Origin of the sequence: Dysosmobacter sp. Sow4_B12, from assembly GCF_052116665.1 — a bacterium.
Classification (GTDB): Bacteria; Bacillota; Clostridia; order Oscillospirales; family Oscillospiraceae; genus Oscillibacter.
The window spans coordinates 16124-38324 of record NZ_JBQKKR010000017.1 but is presented as its reverse complement, the minus strand read 5'-3'; the positions used below and the strand labels follow the sequence as shown (position 1 = coordinate 38324).

The following is a 22201-nucleotide window of genomic DNA, read 5'->3' as shown; positions in this document are numbered from 1 at the left end:
CTTATTCAGCCTCCTTACCTGCGTTTTCCAGTTCGTTGCTGCTGATGGTGATGATCTTCACCAGTTTTGCCAGCGTCTGAATGAACATATAGCCAAAACCGATGGGGGCGCAGAGATAAACTGCACCCTTGGGAATGCGGAGCGCGGAAGTCAGCATGGGCCAGGTACCCTGTACCAATTCAATGCCGCCCTTAAACAAAGTGCCGAGCATCACCAGCACCAACAGCAGAGCGACGACCTCCACGATCTTGCGGGGGATCCCGTGGAACATTTCCACTACGAAGTCCATCCGCATGTGCTCGCCGTGGAGAGCAGCGTCGTTTGCCAGGATCGCACCCAGGAAAGTGACCCAGATGAACAGGAAGCGGCAGGCCTCTTCGGACCAGGAAAGGCCGGAATTGAAGACATAGCGCAAGATTACGTTCATGATCACCAGTGCGGTCATCAGAGTACCGGCGCCGATCAAGACGATCTTAATAAATGCCATCAATCCATCGTTGATTTTCTTCAGAACACTCATGATTTGCTTGCAGTCCTTTCTTTTAGTTTATGACAGCCGCAGCGGCGGCGTATCACCAGAAAAAGAGTAGCTGTTCTCAGCCAACAGTGTCGATCAGCTGCTGTACAACCGACTGGCTGCATAGGAATGCGGGTTGCCCGTTTACCGCCACGCCACAGCGGCGGCTATCCAGGAAAAAGAAGGAATAGGTCGTTACTTGTGAGGTCTCATCAGCATATCCGGTCTGTATCACCATCTCCAGCTGAGGCTCGCCCTGTTCCGCACCGTCCCATTCACCTTGAAGGGAGATGCGGTTCAGTACGGTGTAAACACCGTTCTGGAATTCCTCAAGAGGCAGTTCCGTGCCATCCAGCGTTACGTTCAGCGTAGGCGGTGTTCCGGATATCCGATAAACATGGTCTCCGATCTGCAGAGCCATCAGGTTTCCCATGGACACATTGACCAGATTCTGTCCCACTACCTGCAGTGCGGTATCGTAGAAGAAGGAGAGATTGGCTGTGGGCACCAGCATCACCATGCCAGTATCTTCCCGCAGGACATATGTCGCGGAACCCTCCTGTTTTCCCACCCGAATGGCAGCTGTACTGCCGTCCGCATAAGTCAGTGCGAAGAAGTTGCTGCGGTCTGCCAGTGCGTAGACCTCCAGGTCCTCGGGTTGGTCTATGACCTGTATCCCTTTCAATTCACGCAGAGGAGTCAGAATCTCATTTTTGGCCTGCGTGATCCCCAAAGCCATAGAATAGGGGGATGTCATGGATAATACTGCCGTGCTGCCGTCCTGAGAAGCAGCGGACAACTGCAGTGCATAAACCGGTTTTCCATTCCGCTGCACTTCGACGCCGCGCAGGTTGCATACACCGTCTCCAGTCAGAGAGGGATACAGAGCCAGGTCGAAAAAGAGGTCCACATTGCTCAGAAACTGCTGGGCGTAGGTGCGGTCCATGATGAATACCCGTGTATCACCACTCAGGCAGGCGTAGTAGCCTTCACCGTCCGGCGTGGCACTGCCAACGCGGAAGAGCACACCATCCTGGTTGGTATCCTGCAACAGGACCTCAGCTCTGGGTTCCACAAGCCCATACTGGGGATCAGAGGCATTCGCCCCTTCCAGCAAGCGCTTCATGGGCAGACGATATATCGTGTCGAAGAAGTTTTTCACTTCTTCACTGTCAGCCGCCAGCTGGACATCGCCTGCGGCGTAGTAAATGCCGTTGGCCGCGGCAAGCACCACGCTGCCCGTGTCATTTTCCAGGCTGGCCAGCAACAGTTCCTCCGGTGCGGCGTAGTTGGTAAAGTAATATGTAGGTGCCCGGTCAGCCGCCGTCTCACTGCGTCCCGCAAAGGTCAGCAGCAGCGTGGCTGCGATACAGGCTGCCAGGGCTGCGATCAGCCCAAACAATGTTTTTTTCGTTGCTCTCATGAGTGCCTCCGTTTCAGGAACACCCAAACGCCGGTCAGCAGCAGGCTCAGCGGCAGTATTACCACGAAGAAAGCCGCAAACAGCATGATCCCGGTTCGGGAAACAGACAAGCTGTCAGCCGTCAGATTCTTTGTCGGGATATTCAGCGTTACCTCGTTGTCCGTCATATGGGAGAGCACCTGCAGTACCAAATCGGCGTTGCCAAGACTTCCGGTTTTCAGGTAGCTGTCCTGATAAAAGCCTGTGCAGGCCACAGCGAATACATACTGTGTATCGGACTCACCGGCGCTATTTGTAAAGCTGCGCTCACCGGTAGCGGCCACAGTAAAGGGGCCGACTGCGTCTTCCGCACTTTGTGTCAGAGAGCTCATAGACAGAAAATTCTTCGCATAGGAAGAAGACGTGGACCGCAGTACCGTATTCGTAATGCTGGCATTTGCATTGGTCAGTTCCAGTGCCCTGCACTCCGGCAACACCAGATAGGTGGAATGTTCGGAGAAATAGACGTTAATCATACTGACACCGAAATTGGGGATGATGTTCAGCGGACTGTCCATTTGCTGGCGAGGCTCCAGGACGACCTGATCTGTGACCGCGATACCCCATTCAGCCAGATAACCGTCCAGATTGGGAAGACTGTTGATTTCCGGATCACGGAATACGCACAGGTTGCCGCCGCGGTCCATGAATGCCTCCAGGACTGCCAGTTCCGCCTCGGAGAAATCGCGCTTGGCACCGGCGATGACGACCACTTCCACGTTTTCATCAATGGTGTCCACACCCAGCACCACCTGAGACACTTCGTAGTTGCTGTTTGCCACCAGATTTCGCAGGGCATCGCTGTCATCCTCGGAGTGACCTGCTGTAAAAGCGACTCCGGGACAATCCTGCCCGCTGACTGCCACAACGGCAGAGGTCAGCATGGTTTCAGCCTTCAGTCCGGTAATCGCATAGCTTTGACTGCCGTCTCCGCCAGAGGTGGTGCGAATCTCATATAGCTCGCTCCATGGAATGAAGCGGGACTGAATGCCACAGGTCACCAGAACCCCGTCAGGGCTGAGTTCAATTCCTTTTTGGTTATAGGTCTCTACCAGGGCGGGATTGGCGTCCAGGTCCACATACGCGACGTCGATTCTGGAAGACGCAGAAGCGTAGCGGCTGAGGACCTCCTTCAGGTTGGTATCTGCATCGGAGCGGTCATTACAGTATGTAAAGGTTACCGTATCCTCAAGTTCCGAGAGAATGCTTTTGGTCGTATTCGTCAGGCGGAACACCTGGTCTTCCGTCAGGTCCAGCTTCCAGGAAAAACGTTCTGTCGCCGCACTGACAACACTGTACATGCCAAAAATCACGGCGATGGTCAGAAGCAGGCAGGCAATCCGCAGACGGTTTTCTCTCCGCCGCTGGCGCTGCACCTCCGCAGGGATGACGCCGCTGTTGGCTCTTCTCTGATGTTCCATAGCGCTCACCCTCTTTTTCCCCGCACAACCGCGGTAGTCAAAAGCAGGAAAATGACAGTGATGGCCAGATTCAAAGCAATCGCCGCAGGATTCAAGATGCCCAAAGCCAGTTCATAATACATCTGCATCAGGGACAGCTTGTTAAAAAGCGCCAGCAGCACCGGATTTTGAATGGCGGAGCCAAGGCCGTAGGAATACCATAGCGCAAAAATTAAGACATAGGAAATGATCGCTGAGACGATCTGGTTTTCCGTCAGGGCGGAAACGAAGATACCGATGGCAATAAAGGTACTCATCAGCAGAATGATACCGATATAATTGCCCAGCGTGATCCAAACCTGCACGCTGCCGCACAGTGCCAGAATCACAGGAAATGCCAGCGTTACTGCCAGCCCCAGCAGGAACATGCTCTCTGCTGCCAAAAACTTTGCCAGGACTACATGCCCACAGTCCACTGGCATGGTGTACAGAAGCAAATCCGTTTTCTGCTTTTTTTCCTCCGAAAAGCTCCGCATGGTCAACATGGGCATCAGGAACATCTCCAGTGTGATAGTCGCCTGAAAATAGTCCGTGATGTCGCCGCTGCGGGTCAGCAGATTCTGCAACAGAAAATAAAACGCGTTAATAAAGAGGAAGATGGCCAGAAACACATATCCGATGACGGAGTGGAAGTACTGACGCATCTCTTTGCGATACACAGCACTCATGATTCTGTCGTCTCCTGTTCGTTTTCGGTAATGCGGAGGTACAAGCTCTCCAGCGAAACTTCCTCCGGCTTCATCATCAGCAAATCATAGTCGGTAGCGCGCAGCGCCCGGTACAGGGAACTGCGGATATCCGTGCCTGCCCGATGGGAGACCTGATACGTGCCGTTTCCATCTCCCTTGACCGCAAGCACCTCGGGAATGCCGCGGAGCAAGGCGCACACGCCTTCGGTATCACCGCTGATCTCCACTTCCAGCATACGGCAACCGGACAACTGCTCCTGTAGCTGCTGAGGCTGGCCGTCCGCAATGAGCATTCCCTCACAAAACACGAGAATGCGGCTGCATACGGAACTGATCTCCGAAAGAATATGAGAGGAGAGAATGATGGTGTGCTCCTTGCTCAGGTCACTCAGCAAATCCCGGAATTCCCGGATCTGCCGGGGGTCCAGCCCCACAGTCGGCTCGTCCAGGATCAGAATCTCCGGCTCACCTACTAGCAGCTGCGTCACAGCCACCCGCTGGCGATAGCCTTTGGACAAGTTCCGAATCAGCCGGTCCCGGGTATCCAATATCTGCGTGCGTGCGCAGAGCTTGTCAATATATGCCTGCATTTCGGGCTTCTTCATCCGCAGGCCCCGAAGCTCACAGGCGAATTCCAACTGCTCCGCCACTGTCATGTCCATATACAGAGGGGGGATCTCCGGCAGATAGCCGATATGCCGCTTGGCTTCCAGGGGGTTCTCTGCCATATCCACGCCAGCGATTCGGACCTGCCCCCACGACGGGGTCAGATAACCGCAGAGCAGATTCATCGTGGTGGATTTCCCGGCTCCGTTGGGGCCGAGAAATCCCACGATCTCACCTTTTTCAATCGAAAAGTTCGCGTCGAACAGCGCTTTGGCAGTACCATATTGTTTTGTCAGATGGATCGCTTCAATCATCATATCTGTCCGCCTCTGCGCGCCGCGCAATCAGATCAATTCGGAAGGGCAATTACCACTCAGCCACAGAACCGTCAGCGTGACGCCAGACGGGGTTCTTCCACTGGTGGGGATTTGCGTTTTCTTCCAGGACCAGGGCCTTGTTGACCTCAACACCCAAACCGGGCTTGGTGGGCATCTTCGCAAAGCCGTTCTCGAAACGGAAGTCCTCGCGGTTCAGCGCGTAATCCAGAACCTCCTTGCCCACATTGTAGTGGATACCGATGGACTGCTCCTGAATGACCGCGTTGTAGCTGGTGGCGTCCACCTGCAGGCAGGCGCTCAGGGCAATGGGACCAAGGGGGCAGTGAGGAGCCAGTGCAACATCATAGGCCTCGGCCATGGAGGCAATCTTCTTGACCTCCGTGATGCCGCCGGCGTGGCTCAGGTCCGGCTGGATGATATCCACACCACCGGCCTGCAGCAGGCGCTTGAAGTCGTACTTGGTAAACAGACGCTCGCCGGTGGCGATAGGAATGTTGCAGCAAGCGGCGATTTCCTTGAAGCACTCCATGTTCTCGCACAGCACGGGTTCTTCGATGAACATGGGATCGAATTCCTCCAGCTTCTTGGCGAGGATTTTTGCCATGGGCTTATGCACACGACCGTGGAAGTCGATGGCGATTCCGAAATACTTGCCGCAGGCCTCGCGGATGGCGGCCACACGCTCCAGAACGGCGTCGACCTTTTCATAAGTATCGATCATCTGCAGTTCTTCAGTGGCATTCATCTTCACGGCGCTGAAGCCGGCGTCCATGCGCTCTTTGGCCATTGCGCCGGTATCAGCAGGACGGTCGCCGCCAATCCAGGAGTAAACACGGATCTTATCACGGCACTTGCCGCCCATCAGCTCATAAACGGGAACATTGAGCACTTTGCCCTTGATATCCCACAGAGCCTGGTCGATGCCGGACAAGGCGCTCATCAGGACGCCGCCGCCGCGATAGAAACCGGCACGATAGATCGTTGCGTTCAGGTCCTCGATGCGGGAGGGGTCCTGGCCGATCAGGTAGGGCTTATACTCGTTCACGCAGGCCAGGACAGCATCTGCATGGCCTTCCAGAACGGCTTCGCCCCAACCGGTATAGCCTTCGTCGGTCTCAATCTCCACAAAGCCCCATCTGGGACGGACATAGTAGGTGTTGACAGCAGTAATTTTCATGATGACCACACTTCCCTAATTCATATTTTTCCGCAGCGCGGATGTTGTTTCAGTTGTTTCATGAGAGGCACCTTGCACCGCTGGAACACGAAAAAGCAGCCCGACTGAAATACATCATGAGAAGCAAAGGCGGTGCTCCGGCTCCCCGGAAAAATAAGCGATTCTTCATATTTTCCTGATGTCTTCATTATAAATTTTGAATATTGGCGTTACAAGTTATCCGAAATCATTTCTACTTTTTCGGCCAAAAAACAGATTCTCTTATTGATTTTGCATAAAAGCGCGTGGAAAATCAGCTATCTTTCGCTTAAAACAAAGTCTATTTCGGCTTTCTTTTAAAAAAGTCATCGGATGACTTTGGTGAGTTAAAGCGCAGGCGGTTTTTTGAGAATCAGAACCGACACCCACACGATTACCGCTCATGCAAAACAAGAGGAGCCATTTCAAAACTACAATCGTTTTGAAATGGCTCCCAATTGATTTGGTTTGACTTAATTGATCTGATTTGACTTCTGCTTTTGACTTTTTTTGTATTCCTGTTTGATGACATTTCGGTTCAGGGCCAGATGCATGGACATGGCAGCCCGTGCGCCCATGGAATCCTGATCGATAATGCAGTTTACCACCTGATCGTGGGTCACAATGGTTGCCTCCAGGAGTTCCTTACGAGTGATATTGGCAATCAGGATGACTGCTGCATCAATAATGGGCATCAGGGGCTTTACCACCATATTGTGAGAACACTTGGCAATATGGGAATGGAATATGACGTCTTCATTCAAATAATCCTCGCCGGCTTCTATTTTCTTTCGAACATCGTCACAGTATTTCACCAAGAGCTCAATTTCCTCATCGGTCCGATTAAGCGCCGCCATTTCAGCGATACCCGGCTCCAGCATCAATCGCACATCCGTCAGATCCAATGCCAGCTGGAACTTGTCCTCAACCGCTTTCAGACCCAGAAGGTCATCTTGAACTGGCGTTGTCGCGGAAATGTAAGTACCGGAACCGTGCTTAACATTCAAGATTCCGCGGGAGACCAAGAGCTTTACCGCTTCGCGAATCGTTCCCCGGCTGACATTAAACTGATTTGCCAGCTGGTATTCATTCGGCAGTTTGGTTCCAATTGGCAGCTTTTCATCGAGAATATACTGGAAAAGCCGTTCTTCTATCCGCTCAGTAAGCGCTTGATTCTTAATCGTAGATAATTCGCCCATCTTGCACTCCTTTCAAACCTGACTGCCTTTTTCTTGATATGTCTTGTTCATGATTATACCAAACCAGTCTCAGATAGGCAATGAAAGATATCACTTTGGCATATGACCGGAAAGGGCACTGAGCGTAATGTGAATGATGCAATCCGCATGTATCAGCAGGCTGCAGAACTCGGAGAGCGCGGTGCAATGTTCGTTATGGGACAGTTTGAGAAATCGCCCAATAAATTGAAGTCCGCTTATTGGTATGGCTTATCACACACAAGAGGATTTGAACACGCACTGCCTGGCTTGATGGATTTAGTGTATCCCACGCATTTCTTCTCGGTCTATGACCTGTCGATCCCGGAGGAGGACGGGGATATATTTGAGTATCTCATGTCTGATAGGCTGTCTGCATCTGCGGAGGAGATCGTCCTTCGGGCACTTACGATGAAATCTCTGTATGAGCAGTTGCTGTAGACTACAAACTGGATTGGCGTTAGTCCAAATTGAAAAATTGAATTATTCATCTGGAATGTGTTCGCCTTGTAATCCCGCATAGTTTATTCCACCGTCCTTCACTGTATTCATTTGCAATTCCATTTTATAGAACGGATGTGCGATTTGCCAATGCCGCATTTGTAACCTTTGGTGTGCGTCAGCACGGAAAGGTAGGGCGTATGGCATATCTTAACGCATTTCTCTGCGGTGGACTTCTCTGCGCCGTGGGGCAAATTCTGATTGACCGCACCCGGCTGACCCCCGCCTGTATTCTGACGGGCTATGTGGTCGCCGGCGTGTTCCTCAGTGCCGTGGGTCTGTATCAGCCATTGGCAGATTGGGGCGGAGCCGGGGCCACGGTGCCCCTGACGGGCTTTGGCCACGCGCTGGCCAAGGGCGTTGAAAAGTCGGTGGCGGAGCAGGGCTGGCTAGGCGCCCTCACCGGCGGACTGTCCGCCGCAGCAGGCGGTATCACCACAGCGGTAGTCTCCGCCGTGGTGATGGCCCTGATCTTCAAGCCGGGGGACAAGCGATAAACAAACCGGGAGCGGCTATGCCACTCCCGGTTTCAGTCTGTCGAGGAACCCGGTCTGTACTCAGGAGCAGACTGGATCTCGAACATATATGAGCGAAAAAACAGCAAAGCAAAACGAGGGCAACAGATTCCTCCATTTCCATGTGGCCAACTTTTTCAAGTTCATGACAGCAAACTTAAGCTTCACCCAGTTCGTCACCTAAGCCAAGCCTCTGTATTGCGTATAACGCATCGCGTGTTTTTCCTTGGCGTCCGCGAAGACCCGTTCAATGGTTTCCTTTCGGCACTTATAGAGCTGCGCGTACGCAGGCGTATCCTGAGGGCGCTGCCAAAACGCAGCTTTTCAAGAAAAGTCCCAGCAGGTATCCATGGTCAAAAATGCAGAACGGCCAGCAAAATGCTGGCCGTTCTGCGACTCTGGAAATCTATGCGCTTCTGCTTGGCATGGGCAAATGGCGTGGAACATCTGCCAAGGCCATACAAGGAGTGCCAAAGGAGATTAAAAGAACCGACACAAAAAAATCGGCAGAAAAATTGCGGGAATCAGATTCATGATCTTGATTTTTGTCAGGCCCAGCAGATTCAGGCTGATGGCCAAAATCAGAAGGGAACCCACACAGGTCATCTCCGCAATGACGCTTTCCCCGAGAAAGGGCGCCAGTACAGCCGCCGCCAGTGTGATCGGCACCTGGTAGCAAAATACGGCGATGGCGGATAACGGGACCCCCACCCCCAGCGACACGGTGAAAATGATCGATGCCGTCCCGTCCAACAGTGATTTTGCAAACAGCATATCATGGTCTCCCATGAGACCACTGTTCAATGCACCTACAATAGACATGGCACCGACACAGTACAACAGGCTGGCAGTGACAAAACCCTCTGCAATCGTAGATGTTTCGCCCTCTGAACCAAACCGGCTCATTTTCTCCTGCACCCAGTCTCCTGCCCGCTTCATCGCCCCATCCAGATCCAGCAGTTCTCCGATCAACCCACCGATGACCATGGACAAAATCATGATCAGACTGTTCTGTCCCTTCAGCGAGCCGCTGATCCCCATGCAGGTCGTACATAGCGCCAGTCCCTGCATGATGATGCTTTGCAGCCGTTCTCCCAGCTGGCCGCTGCCAGCGGAAAACAGAGCTGAAAACCGTCGGATGCCCCATCGAAGGAGCAGCCCTACTGTTGAACCGGCCAAAATAGCCGCAACATTGACTATGGAACCTATCAGCATTCTCTCACGCCCTTCTTTCCCCTTTATTTTAAGACAGATATTGCGCTTTGAGAAATGTCAAGTTAAAATAGGGGTATAAGCAACTCAAATACCCAGGAGGCGAACCGATCTGAACATCACACAGCTTCAATATGTTCTGGCCGTGGCCGATCACGGCAGTATTTCAAAGGCGGCAGAAGCACTGTTCGTCTCGCAGCCAGCCATTTCCCTGCAAATCAAAAAGCTGGAAAGTGAGTTGGGCTTTTCCCTGCTCTACCGTACAGCACAGGGTGTCTCCCTGACGCCTGCGGGGGAAGAATTCTGTGATGGGGCCAGGCTAGTACAGCAGTCATGGGCACAGTTGCAGGAAATCAATGCCCGCCTGAGCCAGCAAAACCGGGAGCATCTGCGCATCTATCTGGGGCCGCGGGTCTTCTCCAACGGATTGTTCCCGAAAATCATGGCTTTTTTCGAGCGGTATCCCCATATAGAACCCACATTCATCCAGTCCTGCGAAAACTTTTTGGAGGATTTGAAAAACGGCGATATTGATCTGGCGCTGAATTACTTATCTTCTTCAGAGACCCGCCCGGATCTCCATCGCTTTTTCCGTTGTGAATTGATCCGAGAGCCCCAGTGCGTCCTCACCAGCCACGGAAGTCCCCTGTCAAAACAGGCCCATGCTTCTTTTGAGGATCTGCGAGGCTGTGCGATTATTGCCGCCCCGCAGGACTTCATGGAAGCACAGGTCTTAAAAAGAGCGCTCCAAAAGCACGGGGTTGTCCCCGGTAGAACGTACCGTCTTGATGGCGTAGAAACATCCATGGACATGGTGCGCAATGGAACAGGCATCATCCTGGGTCCCAAATCATTTGCGGAATACTACGGAGTCTGCGCGGTCCCCCTGTGGCCGCCATTTGAGGAGAGCCTTAGTTTTGTCTGCCTGCAGGAAAATAAAAATCATGTCGGCCTCAAAGCACTTCGGAAGTATCTTTTGGAGATTTGCTGAGTATCTCCAGTTCAAACTCCCAGGGTTTTAGTGGATGACGTGAAGTATCTTGATTATGATGGAAAAACGGTCTTAATCGTATATGGCGAATAACCGCCAGATTCCAATTTGTTGGACTGAATAGCACATATTCTCCGATAGGAGCAAGGTTGAAATACACCTTGCTTTTGCTATGCTTAGAGTTTCGTCAAAATGACGGATGGGGTGTGATTATGGGCCTAAATCAACACAAAAGGTAAAAGGGATCATTCTTGTTGCGGATTGACAAGTGAGCCTTTACTATGGTAAAATATAATTCCAAAATTTGTGTAGATTTTTCTGGAATATCGCATCCATTTTTCGCCACGCACCCTTGCTGGGTGCGTGGCTTTTTTCATGGGAGGACAGACGAATGAATGTGCTTTATCAGATGATCGGCTTTGGTGCATTAATTACTATGGGACTCAGCTACTGGCAGAAGGACAAGCGCATGATCTTGCTGTGGCAGGTAGTTGCCAATTTGATTTTTGCCATCCATTATGCACTACTTCACGCCCTGTCCGGTGCAGTATGTAGCTTTTTTCAAATTATCGTGTTGATGCTTTTCCTATTACAGGAGCGGTTTCGTTGGAACAAGGTCGCCACGGCGATGCCCATCGCAGCGGTGTTCCTGCTGATTGCTGTGTTAACCTACGAAACGCCAGTGACGCTGCTGCCTATTTTGGCATCGTTGGTGGCCCTGCTGCCCTTCTTCCAGTCCAACAAGCGGGTGATACAGGGCGCGGGCATTGTCAGCGGCCTTTCGTGGCTGGTGTATGTCATTGCGGTGCGTTCCTATTCCGGCATGGTGACGGAGTCCGTGCTGACGGTGATCACGGCGGCATCCCTGATGAAAAAAGAGCCGAAAGGCGGCGCGGAGCAGGAATACGCCCGGATAAAGGGGAGATAGAATAATATGTCTTGTAAAAAGATGATATTAAGACTTTTGACTGTCATTGTAGGAACAGTAATTGCTGCATTCGGATTGGATATAGCAATTTATGCCGGTTTTGGTTCCGCAACACTTGCGGTATTATGGCAGGGGATGGCAAAGACAATCCGTATAACCATTGGGCAGGCATCGTTGATCATTGCCGCGGCAATGGTGGTCTTTTGCTGGTTTTATGACAGAAGGCAAATCCATATAGGGACGATACTGTATCAAGTGGTCTATAGTTTTTGCATCGATTTATTTGCCCCGTTTTTGCATTATAGCAGCTCAAAAATGGTGAATTTTCTTATTATGATATGTGGACTTGTCATATTCAGCTTTGGTTCAGCACTTTATTCCCTTGCGGACTTTGGAAAAGGACCCTATGAAGCTTTAACGTTTGCTTTTGTACATAAAAATCAATGGCCCATTCAAAATGTAAGAATCATATTAGATGTGATATGTGTTTTGTTTGGGTGGATTTTAGGAGGTACTGTTGGAATTTGCACGGTTGCAACAATTATGCTGTCAGGTGCGTTGTTACAGAAGTTTGTAAAAATCCTAAAGCCTGCTATAGACACAATTGTTTTGGGAAAGGCAACCCATTAAGACTGTTTTTGAACTAAAGTTGTACTAAACTTGAACTGTTTTCGAATTGCATCTGTATTCTATATAGAGCCTACTGAATGACTGGCTATTTTGAGAAGATCACAAATCATATGTCAGAATTACGGTAAAACAAGCTGAAATCAGCAGAATTGCGAAAAGGAGCGGGATCATTGCCCATCTGTAAAAATATAGTCTGTAGTCTTTTTCCTAAATAACCGCAATAAAGTTATAACGTTTCTAATCAAAGCAGAGAAAAACCTTTTATTTCTCTTATCCTTATGGTATATTAAATTCGAATTGGGAGGTGCTTACGGTATGCCCGAAGTCAGTTTGTTTTATGGAATTCGTATCACAATGTTTTATAGCGTTTTATAGCGACCACAATCCGCCGCACTTCCATGCAGAGTACGCCGGGAACAAAGCATTGGTAGACATTCAGGGTGGTTATGTGATTCGGGGTGCCTTACCTTCCCGCCAGTTGAAATTGATTCTGGCATGGTGCGAGTTACATCGTGACGAACTCATGCAGAACTGGGAGCTTTCCAAGGATGCCAAGCCCCTCAATCGCATTGCCCCGCTTGTTTGAGAGAAGGGAGTGTGTTTTGATGATTCCCAAAGTCGTCCAGGTTGTCGCGGGAATCGATTTTACAGTCTATGTCTATTTTCTGGATGGCTTCATTCGATTGTTGGATGCAAAGCCGTTATTGGAAAAAGGCGGCGTATTTGCTCCGCTCCAGGATGGGGAAAACTTTCGGAATTGTCTGACTGTATTGAACGATGCTGTCGCTTGGGATCTGGATGGTACCAGAGACCCCTGCACCTGCATCGACCTTGATCCCTGTGAATTGTATGATCATTGTCCGGCTGTCGAAGATCCTCTGCGAGAGGCTATTTGAGCGCTTGACCCAAACCGTGACCCAGACTGGAATTGGGGCAGGTAGTAGACAACGGAAACAACGGAGCGGACAGCAAATCATTTTGAGCCAAAAGGGGCGGAAAGGACAGGATAGCTCGTTCTTTCCGCCCTCGACGCATCTTCACACGCAGGAGGTCACTGGTTCGAGTCCAGTAGTCTCCACCATTCGGAATCCCTTGTAGTCATTGTGCTGCAAGGGATTCCAACTTTTTATGCCTGTTTTTGATGTCCACGGTTTGCGGACAATTTCCCGGCTTGTGTTACGGAATATTGGGGGATTTTAGGTCTGCAGCTGTATGAAGCTGTACGGCTTTTTAAGCGTAGCGCACCTTGATCTCCACGTCCTCGGATAGCAGCGGGTCCAGCTGCCGCAGTTGATCGCGGACTTGCGTCTCGTTCATTTTCGGCGTGTAGGTCCCCGCCAGTAGTTTCTCGGATGCGTCGTTCACAGCTGTCGTCACGCCAGAGAACACCTCCGGCACCACATGGGTATAGACCCCCAGCGTGGTACTGACATCCCGGTGGCCCAGCAGCTTTTGCACGATCTTCGGGTTGATCTCCTGCTCCAGCAGCATGGAGGCGTAAGTGTGGCGGAACCTGTGCAGGTTCAGCCCCTCCGCTTCAAAGCCATTCCGCTCCAGGAAGTGGCGGTAGCTGGCCCGGAAACCGGAGTACGTCCGCATCCCCATGGTGCGGGTGCTGATGAAGATGAAGCCCTCTGGAACCAATACCTTGAGACCGCCTTTCAGCGTAGCCACATACCGCATCCATTCCCGCAGCCGTGTCAGCACCAGGTCCGGTGCCTGAATGACCCGCTGCGATGTCCGCGTCTTTGTGGCTCCCAGAGCATCCACCATTCTTTGGGTCTTGCCGTCCTCGTCAAAGGTCAACTCCCGGGTCAGGGATTGCCGGATGGTGATGGTCTTGGCCTCGAAGTCCACGTGCTTCCACTGGAGGGCCAGCAGTTCCCCAATCCGCATACCTGGCAGCATCAGCGTTGTGATGGCCGGGCTCATAATGGGATCCTCTGCGGCGGCTTTCAGCAGGGCTTCCCGCTGTGCAATGGGGAGGACCTTATTCTCCTCTTCCCCCGCTTTCCGGGGCTGTCTGGGTAGCTTTGTATTGCGGGCAGGATTGCTCTCCACCAGTCGAAGCTCCATGGCATAGTCGTACATCTGGATCAGCACGCTGCGGATCAGCGAGATCGTCCGGTTGGACAGTTGCTTTTCCGATTGCAGCTGATACAGAAACGTTTGGACCTTCAGCGGTGTCACCGCATCCAGGGTGCAGTTGCCCAGGGCCGGAACGATGTGCAGCCGCTCACTGGAATAATACAGCTCCATTGTCCTGCTGCATACCTCATGGACCTTGAAGGTGGTGAGCCACTTGTGGAGAAAGTCCTTCAAGATCAGATCCTCTGAAATCGGATGAGTCTCTTTATCCAGTTCTGTGGTCAGCGTCAGAGCCACCCAACGGGCGGCTTCCTCCCGGGTGTTTGCGTAGGTGTATTTCCGAATGGGCTTGCCATTGTCCGGCCGGTATCCGACTGTCACCTGGCCGACCCATTTTCCATCCTTGCGACGGTAGACGCTGCCCTCGTTTTTTCCTCGTCTGGTTACTTTTGGTTTGCGCGGCATAATGAAAAATCCTCCTTTCGCCGCGCAGAGAAAATCATGGCTTCATGATACTCCCTGCGCGGCAAGCGGTCAATCGAACAAATTGTGAAATCTGGCGAGGCAGTCAGTCAACGCTTGACAGGTAGTCGATCAGTGCCTGTTTGGGAATGCGGAGCTGCTTACCGATCCGAATGCTGCGGACTGTTCCACAGCGGACCAGCTCATAAGTCAACTGTTTTCCAATTGCTTTGCGGGTCATCTGTGCGGTATGCTTGCGGCATCTGGTGTATTTCAGGTAATCTTTCCGGGCACGCTGGCGGTAAGTCCGGGGCTTCTTCCCATCTGCGGAATCATGGAGAACATCCAGAATCTTCTCGGCGTTTTCTCTGGCCTCGTTGAGCAGGGAAACGTCCTGGGGATAACGGATATTGGACGGCGCGCAGGTGGCGTCCACGATCATAGTGCCGCTGGTTCCTCCAGCTCCCGGGTGGTCATCAGAGTCATCACCGTCATCCTTGGATTTGACCTCTTTTTCCTGACGATTCTTTGCGTCCCGCACGATCATCTCGTTGATCTCACCCAACACTTCCGGCGTCAACCGCTTACGGAAGTACACCATCAAAGATGGGGCAAAGGGCAGCTTTTCATCATCATAGCCGGGATACCCACAGAAGTACTGCAGATACGGGTTCTCCTAAATCTGAAGCGCAGTCTCTTCGTCAGAATAGCCATACTCTGCCTGAATGATGCAGGCGCCCAGAGCCAGCCGCAGCGGCTTGGCTACATTGCCCATGCGGTTGGTAAACAGAGCGGCGTACCGCTTCTCAATCTCCAGCCAGGGGATCGTTTGGGCTTTCTTCACCCAACGGTTGCTTTCCTTCAGATTCATGCCAACCGGCTGCTTGAAATCCGCCAGACTGATCTGTCCATTACTGTAACGATACATAGCTGTCCTCCAAGTGCAAGGTTTTTGCCTGATTCTTGCGTTTTTCGATACTCTTATTATATCAAAAATCAGCCTCAACAGCTTGCACCGCAAGGATTTTTCAATTATTCAGCAGACATTAAATACAGCTTTATTCTACCATCCGGCACAGGCTCTGTAAACTTGCGGTTGCCGCAAGGGAGAAATATACAAAAAGGCTGTGATCACCCACAGCGACCACAGCCTTCAACATTTATATGGCTTGCTTGATTGTCAGGTTTCCAGAAAAGATGAGCGTACCACAACACTCTTAGGCATGACAACAGAAGCATCAGCACCCTCAGCAGGGTGCAATAATCATCACAGCCTCTTCATAACAATAACACAATATACGGCCAAACTACCCCTTAACTTGCGTAGTAATGCGCATTAAGATGTGCTATTCCATGAGCGCGTCAAAGGTGCCCATCAGAATGAAGCTTTCTGCGCTTTCATAATGACCTTCAATCGGTGTACGATCTGGCCGCTTTTTAGTTCCTCAAGATCGATGACAGCAATACCAAGCTGAGCGGCACGGTGCCGGGCGGCTGCATTACAGGGTTCCGTGCTGATGATCGCAGCTTTCGCGCCTTTCCCTCCAAATCGATCCCGAAGGATCGCAAGTTCATTGAGCGCCTCGGTCCTGATATCGCAGGCCTTGCAGCTGAGAAACAGAGGAATGACACCACGTGCGGCCATGACATCGATCTCATTGGAAACGCTGCCGTGCCCTACCGTGTCATCCCAACGCACAACTGCGCTGCTGATCACATCGTTGAAGATACCGGTATCGATGCAGGCCTTGTAAGCGTACAGCTCCAAAACGCTGCCGACATCACGAAGCCATGCTCTGGTATTCTGATCCCGGAAGCGGAAGGAAACCGACTCATCCCGCATGATCGTGAGGTCCTGAATAAAGTAGATCCGTGCAAGCTCTTGCAGGGCAGCTTCATTGGCGGAATTCCTGGCCCCGTGATCGCCTTTTACTGTGTAGTTCCCTTGGACGAACAGCGGGGGTATCTGACCGTATTCTGCAGGAGATATTCTTTGAATATAGGAAATAATATCCGTCCAATCACGCCGGAAGCGCAGAAAGCACGAAAAGAAGGGATCAAAATCCTCCAGATACTTGGAGAGGATCCCGTTATCCACACGTCCGGGGAGCAGTGTTCCGCCTGCCATTAAGAAAAAGTCCTCTACGGAATAGGAGAGGTCACAGTACAGGTCATCGGCAAAACCGGCGCCCGAGATGTCGTAGAAACGATTCTTTTTTCGGGAGTAGGTGAATGCAGGGGCGCCTGTCTGAGCAGTGAACATACCCGCGGCAAACAGCGCGGCATCGCTGCCGCCGGTGACATCCAGCGCGCAGTCCGGGTATTTCTCGCCAATGGCAAGCAGCTGGCGAAGGATGCGGTCTGCTTTAAATAAGCTTGTCTCCATAAAGATGAGTTCAGGCGTCCAGCCGCGGCGGCGGAAAAAGGCTTCCAGTTTCTCCTGCCGCTTTCGATCCTGCGTAATTTCACCGGGGCAGAGGTAGATAATACGTTGGGGGCGGAACATGTCCGGAGCCAGAATATTTTCAATGGCACGTTCATCATACAGCTCAATTAATGTGTCCATCGTATGTTCCTCCCTTCTTTACTTTCTCAATTATACATTTTTCCGCGGTGATTATCAACTCTGTTAAAGACAGCATTCTGCTCCTGCATCCCGGTTTTTCGGGCAGCAGTTCATTTGCTGAATATCCTGCGCCGCATGGAATTTTCAATATGAAAATCTCTCCCTGACACTTGATAATTAACCCAATATGGGGCAATATAATTGCCATAATACCCATTTTGTATCTATTGATTTTGGGCGTATTACAGCATTTCTGCCGAGATAGGGTGCGCGTCCAGATTTTTGAGCGTTTTCTGGATGTTGTTGGTACAATGGAAGGAACACGAATTTGGGAGGCGCGCCATGAGAAAAAAGATGCAGTTGACCCGGCGGGAAATGGAGAAGTTTGAATCCTATCTGCGGCACGGTGAGCGGGAACCGGCCACCATTGAGGCATACCTGCGTTCTTTACGGAAGTTCGCGGAATGGGCGGATGGTCGGGCGGTCACCAAGCATCCAGGTCAGCGAGGTGAAATATATCACGGCGGAGGCAGTCCATTCCGGGGCGGCGGAGATCGCGCTGAAAGGGAAGATCCGCACGATCCTGCTGCCGAACCGCCTGTGCCGCAAGCTGCAGAAATATGCCAGACAACAAAAAATCGCCTCGGGTGAGATCTTCATCACCCAAAGCGGTACGGGAATGGACCGGAAGCAGATCTGGGCCGAAATGAAAAAGCTGTGCAGATTGGCAGGCGTGGAGCGGGGGAAGGTATACCACCACAACCTGCGCAGCCTGTTTGCCCGGTCGTTTTACAGCACCTGTCACGATGTGGTGCGGTTGGCGGATGTGCTGGGCCACAGCAGTATCGAGACGACCCGGATTTATCTCCTGTCCACGGGAAAAGAGTACATCCGACAGCTGGACAAATTAGGATTGGTGCAGCAACGGCATAATTGTTGTTTTGTACCTTTTCTCTGCTAATCGCACCCGATTTAGCAAAAAAATAAGCTCTGCAAGAAACTTGCAGAGCGAAAAGTTGCAAAATGCACTTGGGTCGGTTTCAGATCAATGAAATCGGCCCCGATTGTACATCCAGAGATTGCCTGTAACACTTGCCTTTTTTATGGGGAAGTGTTATCTTTATTTTGTATTTTTGAAAGAATTTATCCATCATACCGCTAAACAACAATTATGTCCTAACGGAACAGGGAGGAACCATGGGGCGGCTGAAAACAGAGGCGATTAAAATTTCACCGGCGCTGCTCCACCGGACGCCTAACGCCGCGGAGCTGACCCGGCGGGAGTACGTCCGGATGCTCCAGACGGCGCGGTCCCTGGAGGACGAGCGGGGTTACGTGCTGACGAAGCTGTTTGCAACCACCGGCATCGCGGTCCTGGACATTCCGTCCGTGACAGTGGAGGCGGTGCGGTCGGGGCAATTGCTTATCAAGTCCGGGGAAAAGACGGAGATCATCCGCTTCCCGGCCAGCCTGCAGGAGGACCTGCTGCGGTACGCGGCTGACAATGGCCGTACCGCCGGCATGATCTTCACCAAGAAGAACGGGACCCCCATCGAGCGGACGCAGGTGAGCCTGTATGTCCAGAAGCTGGCGCAGGCGGCGCAGGTGCCTGCGGAAAAGGGCAACATCCGTGCCCTGCGGCAGCTGTATAAAACGACGATTTCCGGGATCGAAGCCAACTTTGATCTGCTGGTCCGGCAGGCCTACGAGCGGCAGCTGGAAACCGAGCAGCTCAGCGTGGGGTGGGAATGATGGATAATCGTCCTTTAATTTCTGTCATCATGGGTGTCTATAACGGTGCTGCCACACTGGAACAGGCCGTCCGATCTGTATTGGACCAGACCTATCGGAATCTTGAGCTTATCATCTGCGATGATGCCTCGACAGATGGCACATGGGAGCAGTTGCAGATCTGGGCACAACGGGACTCCCGGATCCGTCTGGTGCGGAACACCCGCAATCAGGGCGCCGGAGGCGCGCGGAATCGCTGCCTGGAACAAGCCAGGGGCAGCTATATTGCGCTGATGGATGCCGACGATGTCTCTATGCCGACCAGATTGGAGAAGCAGGTTGAGGCGCTGAGGAATGGTCCGGGACTGTCCTTTGTTGGAACCAAGGGACAGTTTTTTACGGAGCAGCCGGGGGACCTGCAGAAGTGTTACTGGTTTGTGGTCGAGCCCGGGAAAGAAGACTTCCTAATGACCCTGCCCTTTGTACACGCCTCCCTGATGTTCCGGGCGGAGGTCCTGCGGGAGCTGGGCGGATACAGCGGGAAACGCTATGTAAAGCGGTCGGAGGACTATGACCTGCTGATGCGGGCATACGCCAAAGGCTTTCAAGGAATCAATCTGCCGGTTTCGCTGTATGGGATCCGCCTGGATGCGGGAACTTACCAGCGCCGGAAATACTGCTACCGATTCCATGAGTGCGCTGTAAAGTGGGTCGGGTTTACCAGGATGGGACTGATGCCCCGGGGCATCCCCTACGCCGTCAAGCCGCTGATCGTAGGGCTGCTGCCGGTGGGGCTTTTGGATCGGCTGAAAGAGAAATACTATGGCCAATAGGAGAAGGATCCATGGAGTTTGACTATACAAAAGAACCCGGGCGAAAGCTGCTTCAGCGCGGTCTGACTCACGGGGGAATGCCGCTGGTCAGCATCATCACGCCGTACTACAACGCGGGGAAGTACTTCGAGCAGACGTTTAACTGCGTCATGGACCAGACATTTCCGTGGTTTGAGTGGATCATCGTGGACGACGGCAGCACGGACGAAGGCTCCGTGGAGCTGCTGAAGCGCCTGGCCGCGGCAGATGAGCGGATCGTCCTCAAAAGGCAGGCCAACGGCGGGCAATCTGCCGCCCGAAACGCCGGGATCAAAGCCAGCACCACCGAGATCGTCGTGCCTCTGGATGCGGACGATTTGATCGCCCCCACGTTTTTGGAGGAGACGTATTTCGCGTTGACCAAACATCCGGAGGCCGCCTGGGCCTATACAGACAGCGTGGGCTTTGGATCGCTGGAGTATGTCTGGCGGCAGCCGTTCTCAGCTTCCCGCATGAAGGATGAAAATCTGTTGGTCTGCACAGCTGCGATCCGAAAGCAGTGGCTGGAAAAGGTGGGCGGCTATGCGGTGGCCGATCACTATTACGATGAAGACTGGCACCTGTGGCTGCAGCTGCTGTCCCAGGGAGCGGCTCCGGTGCATCTGAGCGGCCTGCGGTTCTGGTACCGCCGGAGCGCAAGCGGTATGCAGCAGAGCGTGCAGCGTGACCGGACCTTGTGGGAGGCTTCTAAGAAAAAGATCGAAGAAGCCGGGAAAAATGTTGACACATCGGTCTCCGCAAAAGAGTTTCCGTGCGGCAGTGCTCCCGGCGGATACTTTGCGCCGAAGCGGTCCGATTGGGACCGGAAGGTGTTCAAGAGCCACGATAAGATCCATGTGATGATGCTCCTACCCTGGATGGAGATGGGCGGGGCAGACCTGTTCAACCTGGACGTCTGCAGAAAGATCGACAAGAGTCGCTTTGAGGTCAGCATCCTCACCACCGTACCGGGAGAGCAGAGCTGGCGGCAGCGGTTCGAGGAGTATGTGACAGACATCTTTGACCTGCCCAGCTTTCTGGAGCCGAAGGACTTCCCGGAATTTATCAGCTATTTCATCCAGTCCCGGGACGTGGACGTGCTGTTCCTCAGCAACTCCTATGACGGCTATTATCTGGTGCCCTGGCTGCGGAAGGAATTTCCGGATCTGGCCATCATCGACTATGTCCACATGGAGGAATGGTACTGGCGCAACGGCGGCTATGCCCGCACCGCCGGAGCCATGGGCGAGGTGCTGGAAAAGACCTACGTCTGCAACGAGCGGACCCGCCGGGTGCTGATCCGGGACTTTGATCGGAAGCCGGAGAGCGTGGAGACGCTGTATATCGGCGTGGATCAGGAGCTGTACGACGCGTCGAAGGTGGAGAGTGGTCTGGTCCGGAAGGAACTGGGCATCGGGGAGGACCGGCCCATCGTGCTGTTCCCCTGCCGCATCCATCCCCAGAAGCGTCCGTTTTTGATGCTGGAGATCGCCAAAGAAGTCAGGAAGCAGATCCCTAATATCGCCTTCGTGGTGGTGGGCGACGGCCCCCAGTTTGAGGAGCTGAAGCTCGCCGTCCAGCGGGACGGACTGGAGGAGACGGTCTATCTGGCAGGGCGGCAGAAGGAGATGCGCCCCTATTACAAGGACAGCGCCATGACGCTAATTTGCTCCCTGAAGGAGGGACTTGCCCTGACGGCCTATGAGTCCTTGTCCATGGGGAAGCCGGTGGTCACGTCGGACGTGGGCGGACAGGCGGAGCTGATCGACGATACGGTGGGCCGGGTCCTGCCGCTGCTGCAGAGCGAGGCGGAGGAGCTGGACAGCCGGGCGTTCACGGCGGAGGAAGTCCGGCAGTACGCCGACGCCATTGCGGAGTTGCTGGAGGACCCTGCCGCCTATGAGCGGATGTGCGCTGCCTGCCGGCGGAAGATCGAGGAGGGCTTCTCCTCCCAGATCATGATCCGGAAGCTGGAGAAGATCTTTGAGGACCTGGCGCGTGACCCGGCGGCCATGGAAAAGAGGAGAGCTGCGTCGGCGGAGCTGGGGCGCTATTCGCGGGTGTGCAATGAATTGCCCACGCTGATGGCGGAGATCGACGCCTATGAGTTCATGTACAAGAATGCGTATGCGCCGGACATGAAAAACGAACTGATGCGCATCGCCAACTCGAAGTGGGGCCGCCGTGCCATCAAGCTGGCGTTCAAGCTGAAATTGAATAAGCTATTTTGAGAGGGAAAACG

Annotated in this window: 23 protein-coding genes and 2 pseudogenes; 11 read left to right on the top strand and 14 right to left on the bottom strand. The window is 52.8% G+C overall.

Translation table 11 applies throughout. The features are described 5' to 3' along the window. Window position 1: 1 nt before the first annotated feature. The 8 genes from ACTQ4R_RS11970 to ACTQ4R_RS11935 all read right to left on the bottom strand — a co-directional run bounded on the left by ACTQ4R_RS11970 (window position 2) and on the right by ACTQ4R_RS11935 (window position 7466). Entirely contained in the window at window positions 2-520 is a 519-nt protein-coding gene (locus ACTQ4R_RS11970) for a TRAP transporter small permease (RefSeq protein WP_441628974.1), read from the bottom strand. Window positions 521-596: 76 nt separating this feature from the next. Continuing rightward, on the bottom strand, window positions 597-1940 hold the full coding sequence (locus tag ACTQ4R_RS11965; RefSeq protein WP_441628972.1) for a DUF4340 domain-containing protein: 1344 nt from the start codon (window positions 1938-1940) through the stop codon (window positions 597-599). Further along, window positions 1937-3400: a Gldg family protein gene (locus ACTQ4R_RS11960; protein WP_441628970.1), complete on the bottom strand. Its 1464-nt coding sequence runs from the start codon at window positions 3398-3400 to the stop codon at window positions 1937-1939. Before ACTQ4R_RS11960 ends, ACTQ4R_RS11965 begins: the two co-directional genes overlap by 4 nt. 5 nt (window positions 3401-3405) lie before the next feature. Further along, the gene (locus ACTQ4R_RS11955) at window positions 3406-4107 is read right to left on the bottom strand and encodes an ABC transporter permease (RefSeq protein ID WP_441628968.1); all 702 of its coding nucleotides are present in this window, start codon (window positions 4105-4107) and stop codon (window positions 3406-3408) included. Beyond that, window positions 4104-5051 carry an ABC transporter ATP-binding protein gene (locus ACTQ4R_RS11950; RefSeq protein WP_441628966.1) on the bottom strand — a complete coding sequence of 316 codons (948 nt, stop codon included), beginning with the start codon at window positions 5049-5051 and terminating at the stop codon, window positions 4104-4106. The genes ACTQ4R_RS11955 and ACTQ4R_RS11950 overlap by 4 nt, the downstream gene beginning before the upstream one ends. Before the next feature lie 49 nt (window positions 5052-5100). After that, entirely contained in the window at window positions 5101-6249 is a 1149-nt protein-coding gene (dgoD, locus tag ACTQ4R_RS11945) for a galactonate dehydratase (protein ID WP_441628965.1), read from the bottom strand. Between the two features lie 261 nt (window positions 6250-6510). Then, entirely contained in the window at window positions 6511-6672 is a 162-nt protein-coding gene (locus tag ACTQ4R_RS11940) for a hypothetical protein (protein WP_441628963.1), read from the bottom strand. A gap of 68 nt (window positions 6673-6740) precedes the next feature. Beyond that, window positions 6741-7466 carry a FadR/GntR family transcriptional regulator gene (locus ACTQ4R_RS11935; RefSeq protein ID WP_441628962.1) on the bottom strand — a complete coding sequence of 242 codons (726 nt, stop codon included), beginning with the start codon at window positions 7464-7466 and terminating at the stop codon, window positions 6741-6743. 129 nt (window positions 7467-7595) lie between these two features. On the opposite strand from ACTQ4R_RS11935, the gene ACTQ4R_RS11930 reads away from it, so the two are divergent. Beyond that, window positions 7596-7925, top strand: coding sequence for a hypothetical protein (locus tag ACTQ4R_RS11930; protein WP_441628960.1), 330 nt, complete (start codon window positions 7596-7598; stop codon window positions 7923-7925). A 200-nt stretch (window positions 7926-8125) separates the two neighbouring features. Next, window positions 8126-8482, top strand: coding sequence for a stage V sporulation protein AE (gene spoVAE / locus ACTQ4R_RS11925; RefSeq protein WP_441628958.1), 357 nt, complete (start codon window positions 8126-8128; stop codon window positions 8480-8482). A 60-nt stretch (window positions 8483-8542) separates the two neighbouring features. Here the strand turns inward: spoVAE and ACTQ4R_RS11920 are convergent. After that, a pseudogene (locus tag ACTQ4R_RS11920) lies at window positions 8543-8779 on the bottom strand (transposase); the annotation flags it as partial. 201 nt (window positions 8780-8980) lie between these two features. Continuing rightward, entirely contained in the window at window positions 8981-9715 is a 735-nt protein-coding gene (locus ACTQ4R_RS11915) for a DUF554 domain-containing protein (protein ID WP_441628956.1), read from the bottom strand. Window positions 9716-9803: 88 nt separating this feature from the next. Between ACTQ4R_RS11915 and ACTQ4R_RS11910 the strand changes: the two genes are divergently transcribed. The 5 genes and pseudogenes from ACTQ4R_RS11910 to ACTQ4R_RS11890 all read left to right on the top strand — a co-directional run bounded on the left by ACTQ4R_RS11910 (window position 9804) and on the right by ACTQ4R_RS11890 (window position 13157). Then, entirely contained in the window at window positions 9804-10703 is a 900-nt protein-coding gene (locus tag ACTQ4R_RS11910) for a LysR family transcriptional regulator (RefSeq protein WP_441628994.1), read from the top strand. A gap of 391 nt (window positions 10704-11094) precedes the next feature. After that, complete coding sequence (locus ACTQ4R_RS11905; protein WP_441628954.1) at window positions 11095-11631, top strand: YgjV family protein; 537 nt, start codon at window positions 11095-11097, stop codon at window positions 11629-11631. Window positions 11632-11637: 6 nt separating this feature from the next. Continuing rightward, a complete protein-coding gene (locus ACTQ4R_RS11900; RefSeq protein ID WP_441628952.1) occupies window positions 11638-12261 on the top strand; it encodes a YczE/YyaS/YitT family protein in 624 nt (207 codons plus the stop codon). A gap of 315 nt (window positions 12262-12576) precedes the next feature. Then, a pseudogene (locus tag ACTQ4R_RS11895) lies at window positions 12577-12847 on the top strand (DUF4160 domain-containing protein). 19 nt (window positions 12848-12866) lie between these two features. Continuing rightward, window positions 12867-13157 carry a DUF2442 domain-containing protein gene (locus ACTQ4R_RS11890; RefSeq protein ID WP_441628992.1) on the top strand — a complete coding sequence of 97 codons (291 nt, stop codon included), beginning with the start codon at window positions 12867-12869 and terminating at the stop codon, window positions 13155-13157. A gap of 334 nt (window positions 13158-13491) precedes the next feature. On the opposite strand, the gene ACTQ4R_RS11885 is transcribed toward ACTQ4R_RS11890, so the two are convergent. The 4 genes from ACTQ4R_RS11885 to ACTQ4R_RS11870 form a co-directional block, all read right to left on the bottom strand. Beyond that, a complete protein-coding gene (locus ACTQ4R_RS11885) occupies window positions 13492-14814 on the bottom strand; it encodes a site-specific integrase (RefSeq protein ID WP_441628950.1) in 1323 nt (440 codons plus the stop codon). A gap of 103 nt (window positions 14815-14917) precedes the next feature. After that, on the bottom strand, window positions 14918-15412 hold the full coding sequence (locus tag ACTQ4R_RS11880; protein ID WP_441628948.1) for a hypothetical protein: 495 nt from the start codon (window positions 15410-15412) through the stop codon (window positions 14918-14920). Window positions 15413-15487: 75 nt separating this feature from the next. Then, window positions 15488-15739 (bottom strand): hypothetical protein, encoded by a 252-nt coding sequence (locus tag ACTQ4R_RS11875; RefSeq protein WP_441628946.1) that lies wholly within the window; start codon window positions 15737-15739, stop codon window positions 15488-15490. A gap of 447 nt (window positions 15740-16186) precedes the next feature. After that, a complete protein-coding gene (locus ACTQ4R_RS11870; RefSeq protein WP_441628944.1) occupies window positions 16187-17377 on the bottom strand; it encodes a hypothetical protein in 1191 nt (396 codons plus the stop codon). A 472-nt stretch (window positions 17378-17849) separates the two neighbouring features. On the opposite strand from ACTQ4R_RS11870, the gene ACTQ4R_RS11865 reads away from it, so the two are divergent. The 4 genes from ACTQ4R_RS11865 to ACTQ4R_RS11850 all read left to right on the top strand — a co-directional run bounded on the left by ACTQ4R_RS11865 (window position 17850) and on the right by ACTQ4R_RS11850 (window position 22190). Beyond that, window positions 17850-18338 (top strand): tyrosine-type recombinase/integrase, encoded by a 489-nt coding sequence (locus ACTQ4R_RS11865; protein WP_441628942.1) that lies wholly within the window; start codon window positions 17850-17852, stop codon window positions 18336-18338. Window positions 18339-18574: 236 nt separating this feature from the next. After that, window positions 18575-19129 carry a hypothetical protein gene (locus ACTQ4R_RS11860; protein WP_441628940.1) on the top strand — a complete coding sequence of 185 codons (555 nt, stop codon included), beginning with the start codon at window positions 18575-18577 and terminating at the stop codon, window positions 19127-19129. Then, window positions 19126-19941, top strand: coding sequence for a glycosyltransferase family 2 protein (locus ACTQ4R_RS11855; protein ID WP_441628938.1), 816 nt, complete (start codon window positions 19126-19128; stop codon window positions 19939-19941). Before ACTQ4R_RS11860 ends, ACTQ4R_RS11855 begins: the two co-directional genes overlap by 4 nt. A gap of 11 nt (window positions 19942-19952) precedes the next feature. Beyond that, on the top strand, window positions 19953-22190 hold the full coding sequence (locus tag ACTQ4R_RS11850) for a glycosyltransferase (RefSeq protein WP_441628936.1): 2238 nt from the start codon (window positions 19953-19955) through the stop codon (window positions 22188-22190). The last annotated feature ends 11 nt before the right edge of the window (window positions 22191-22201 follow it).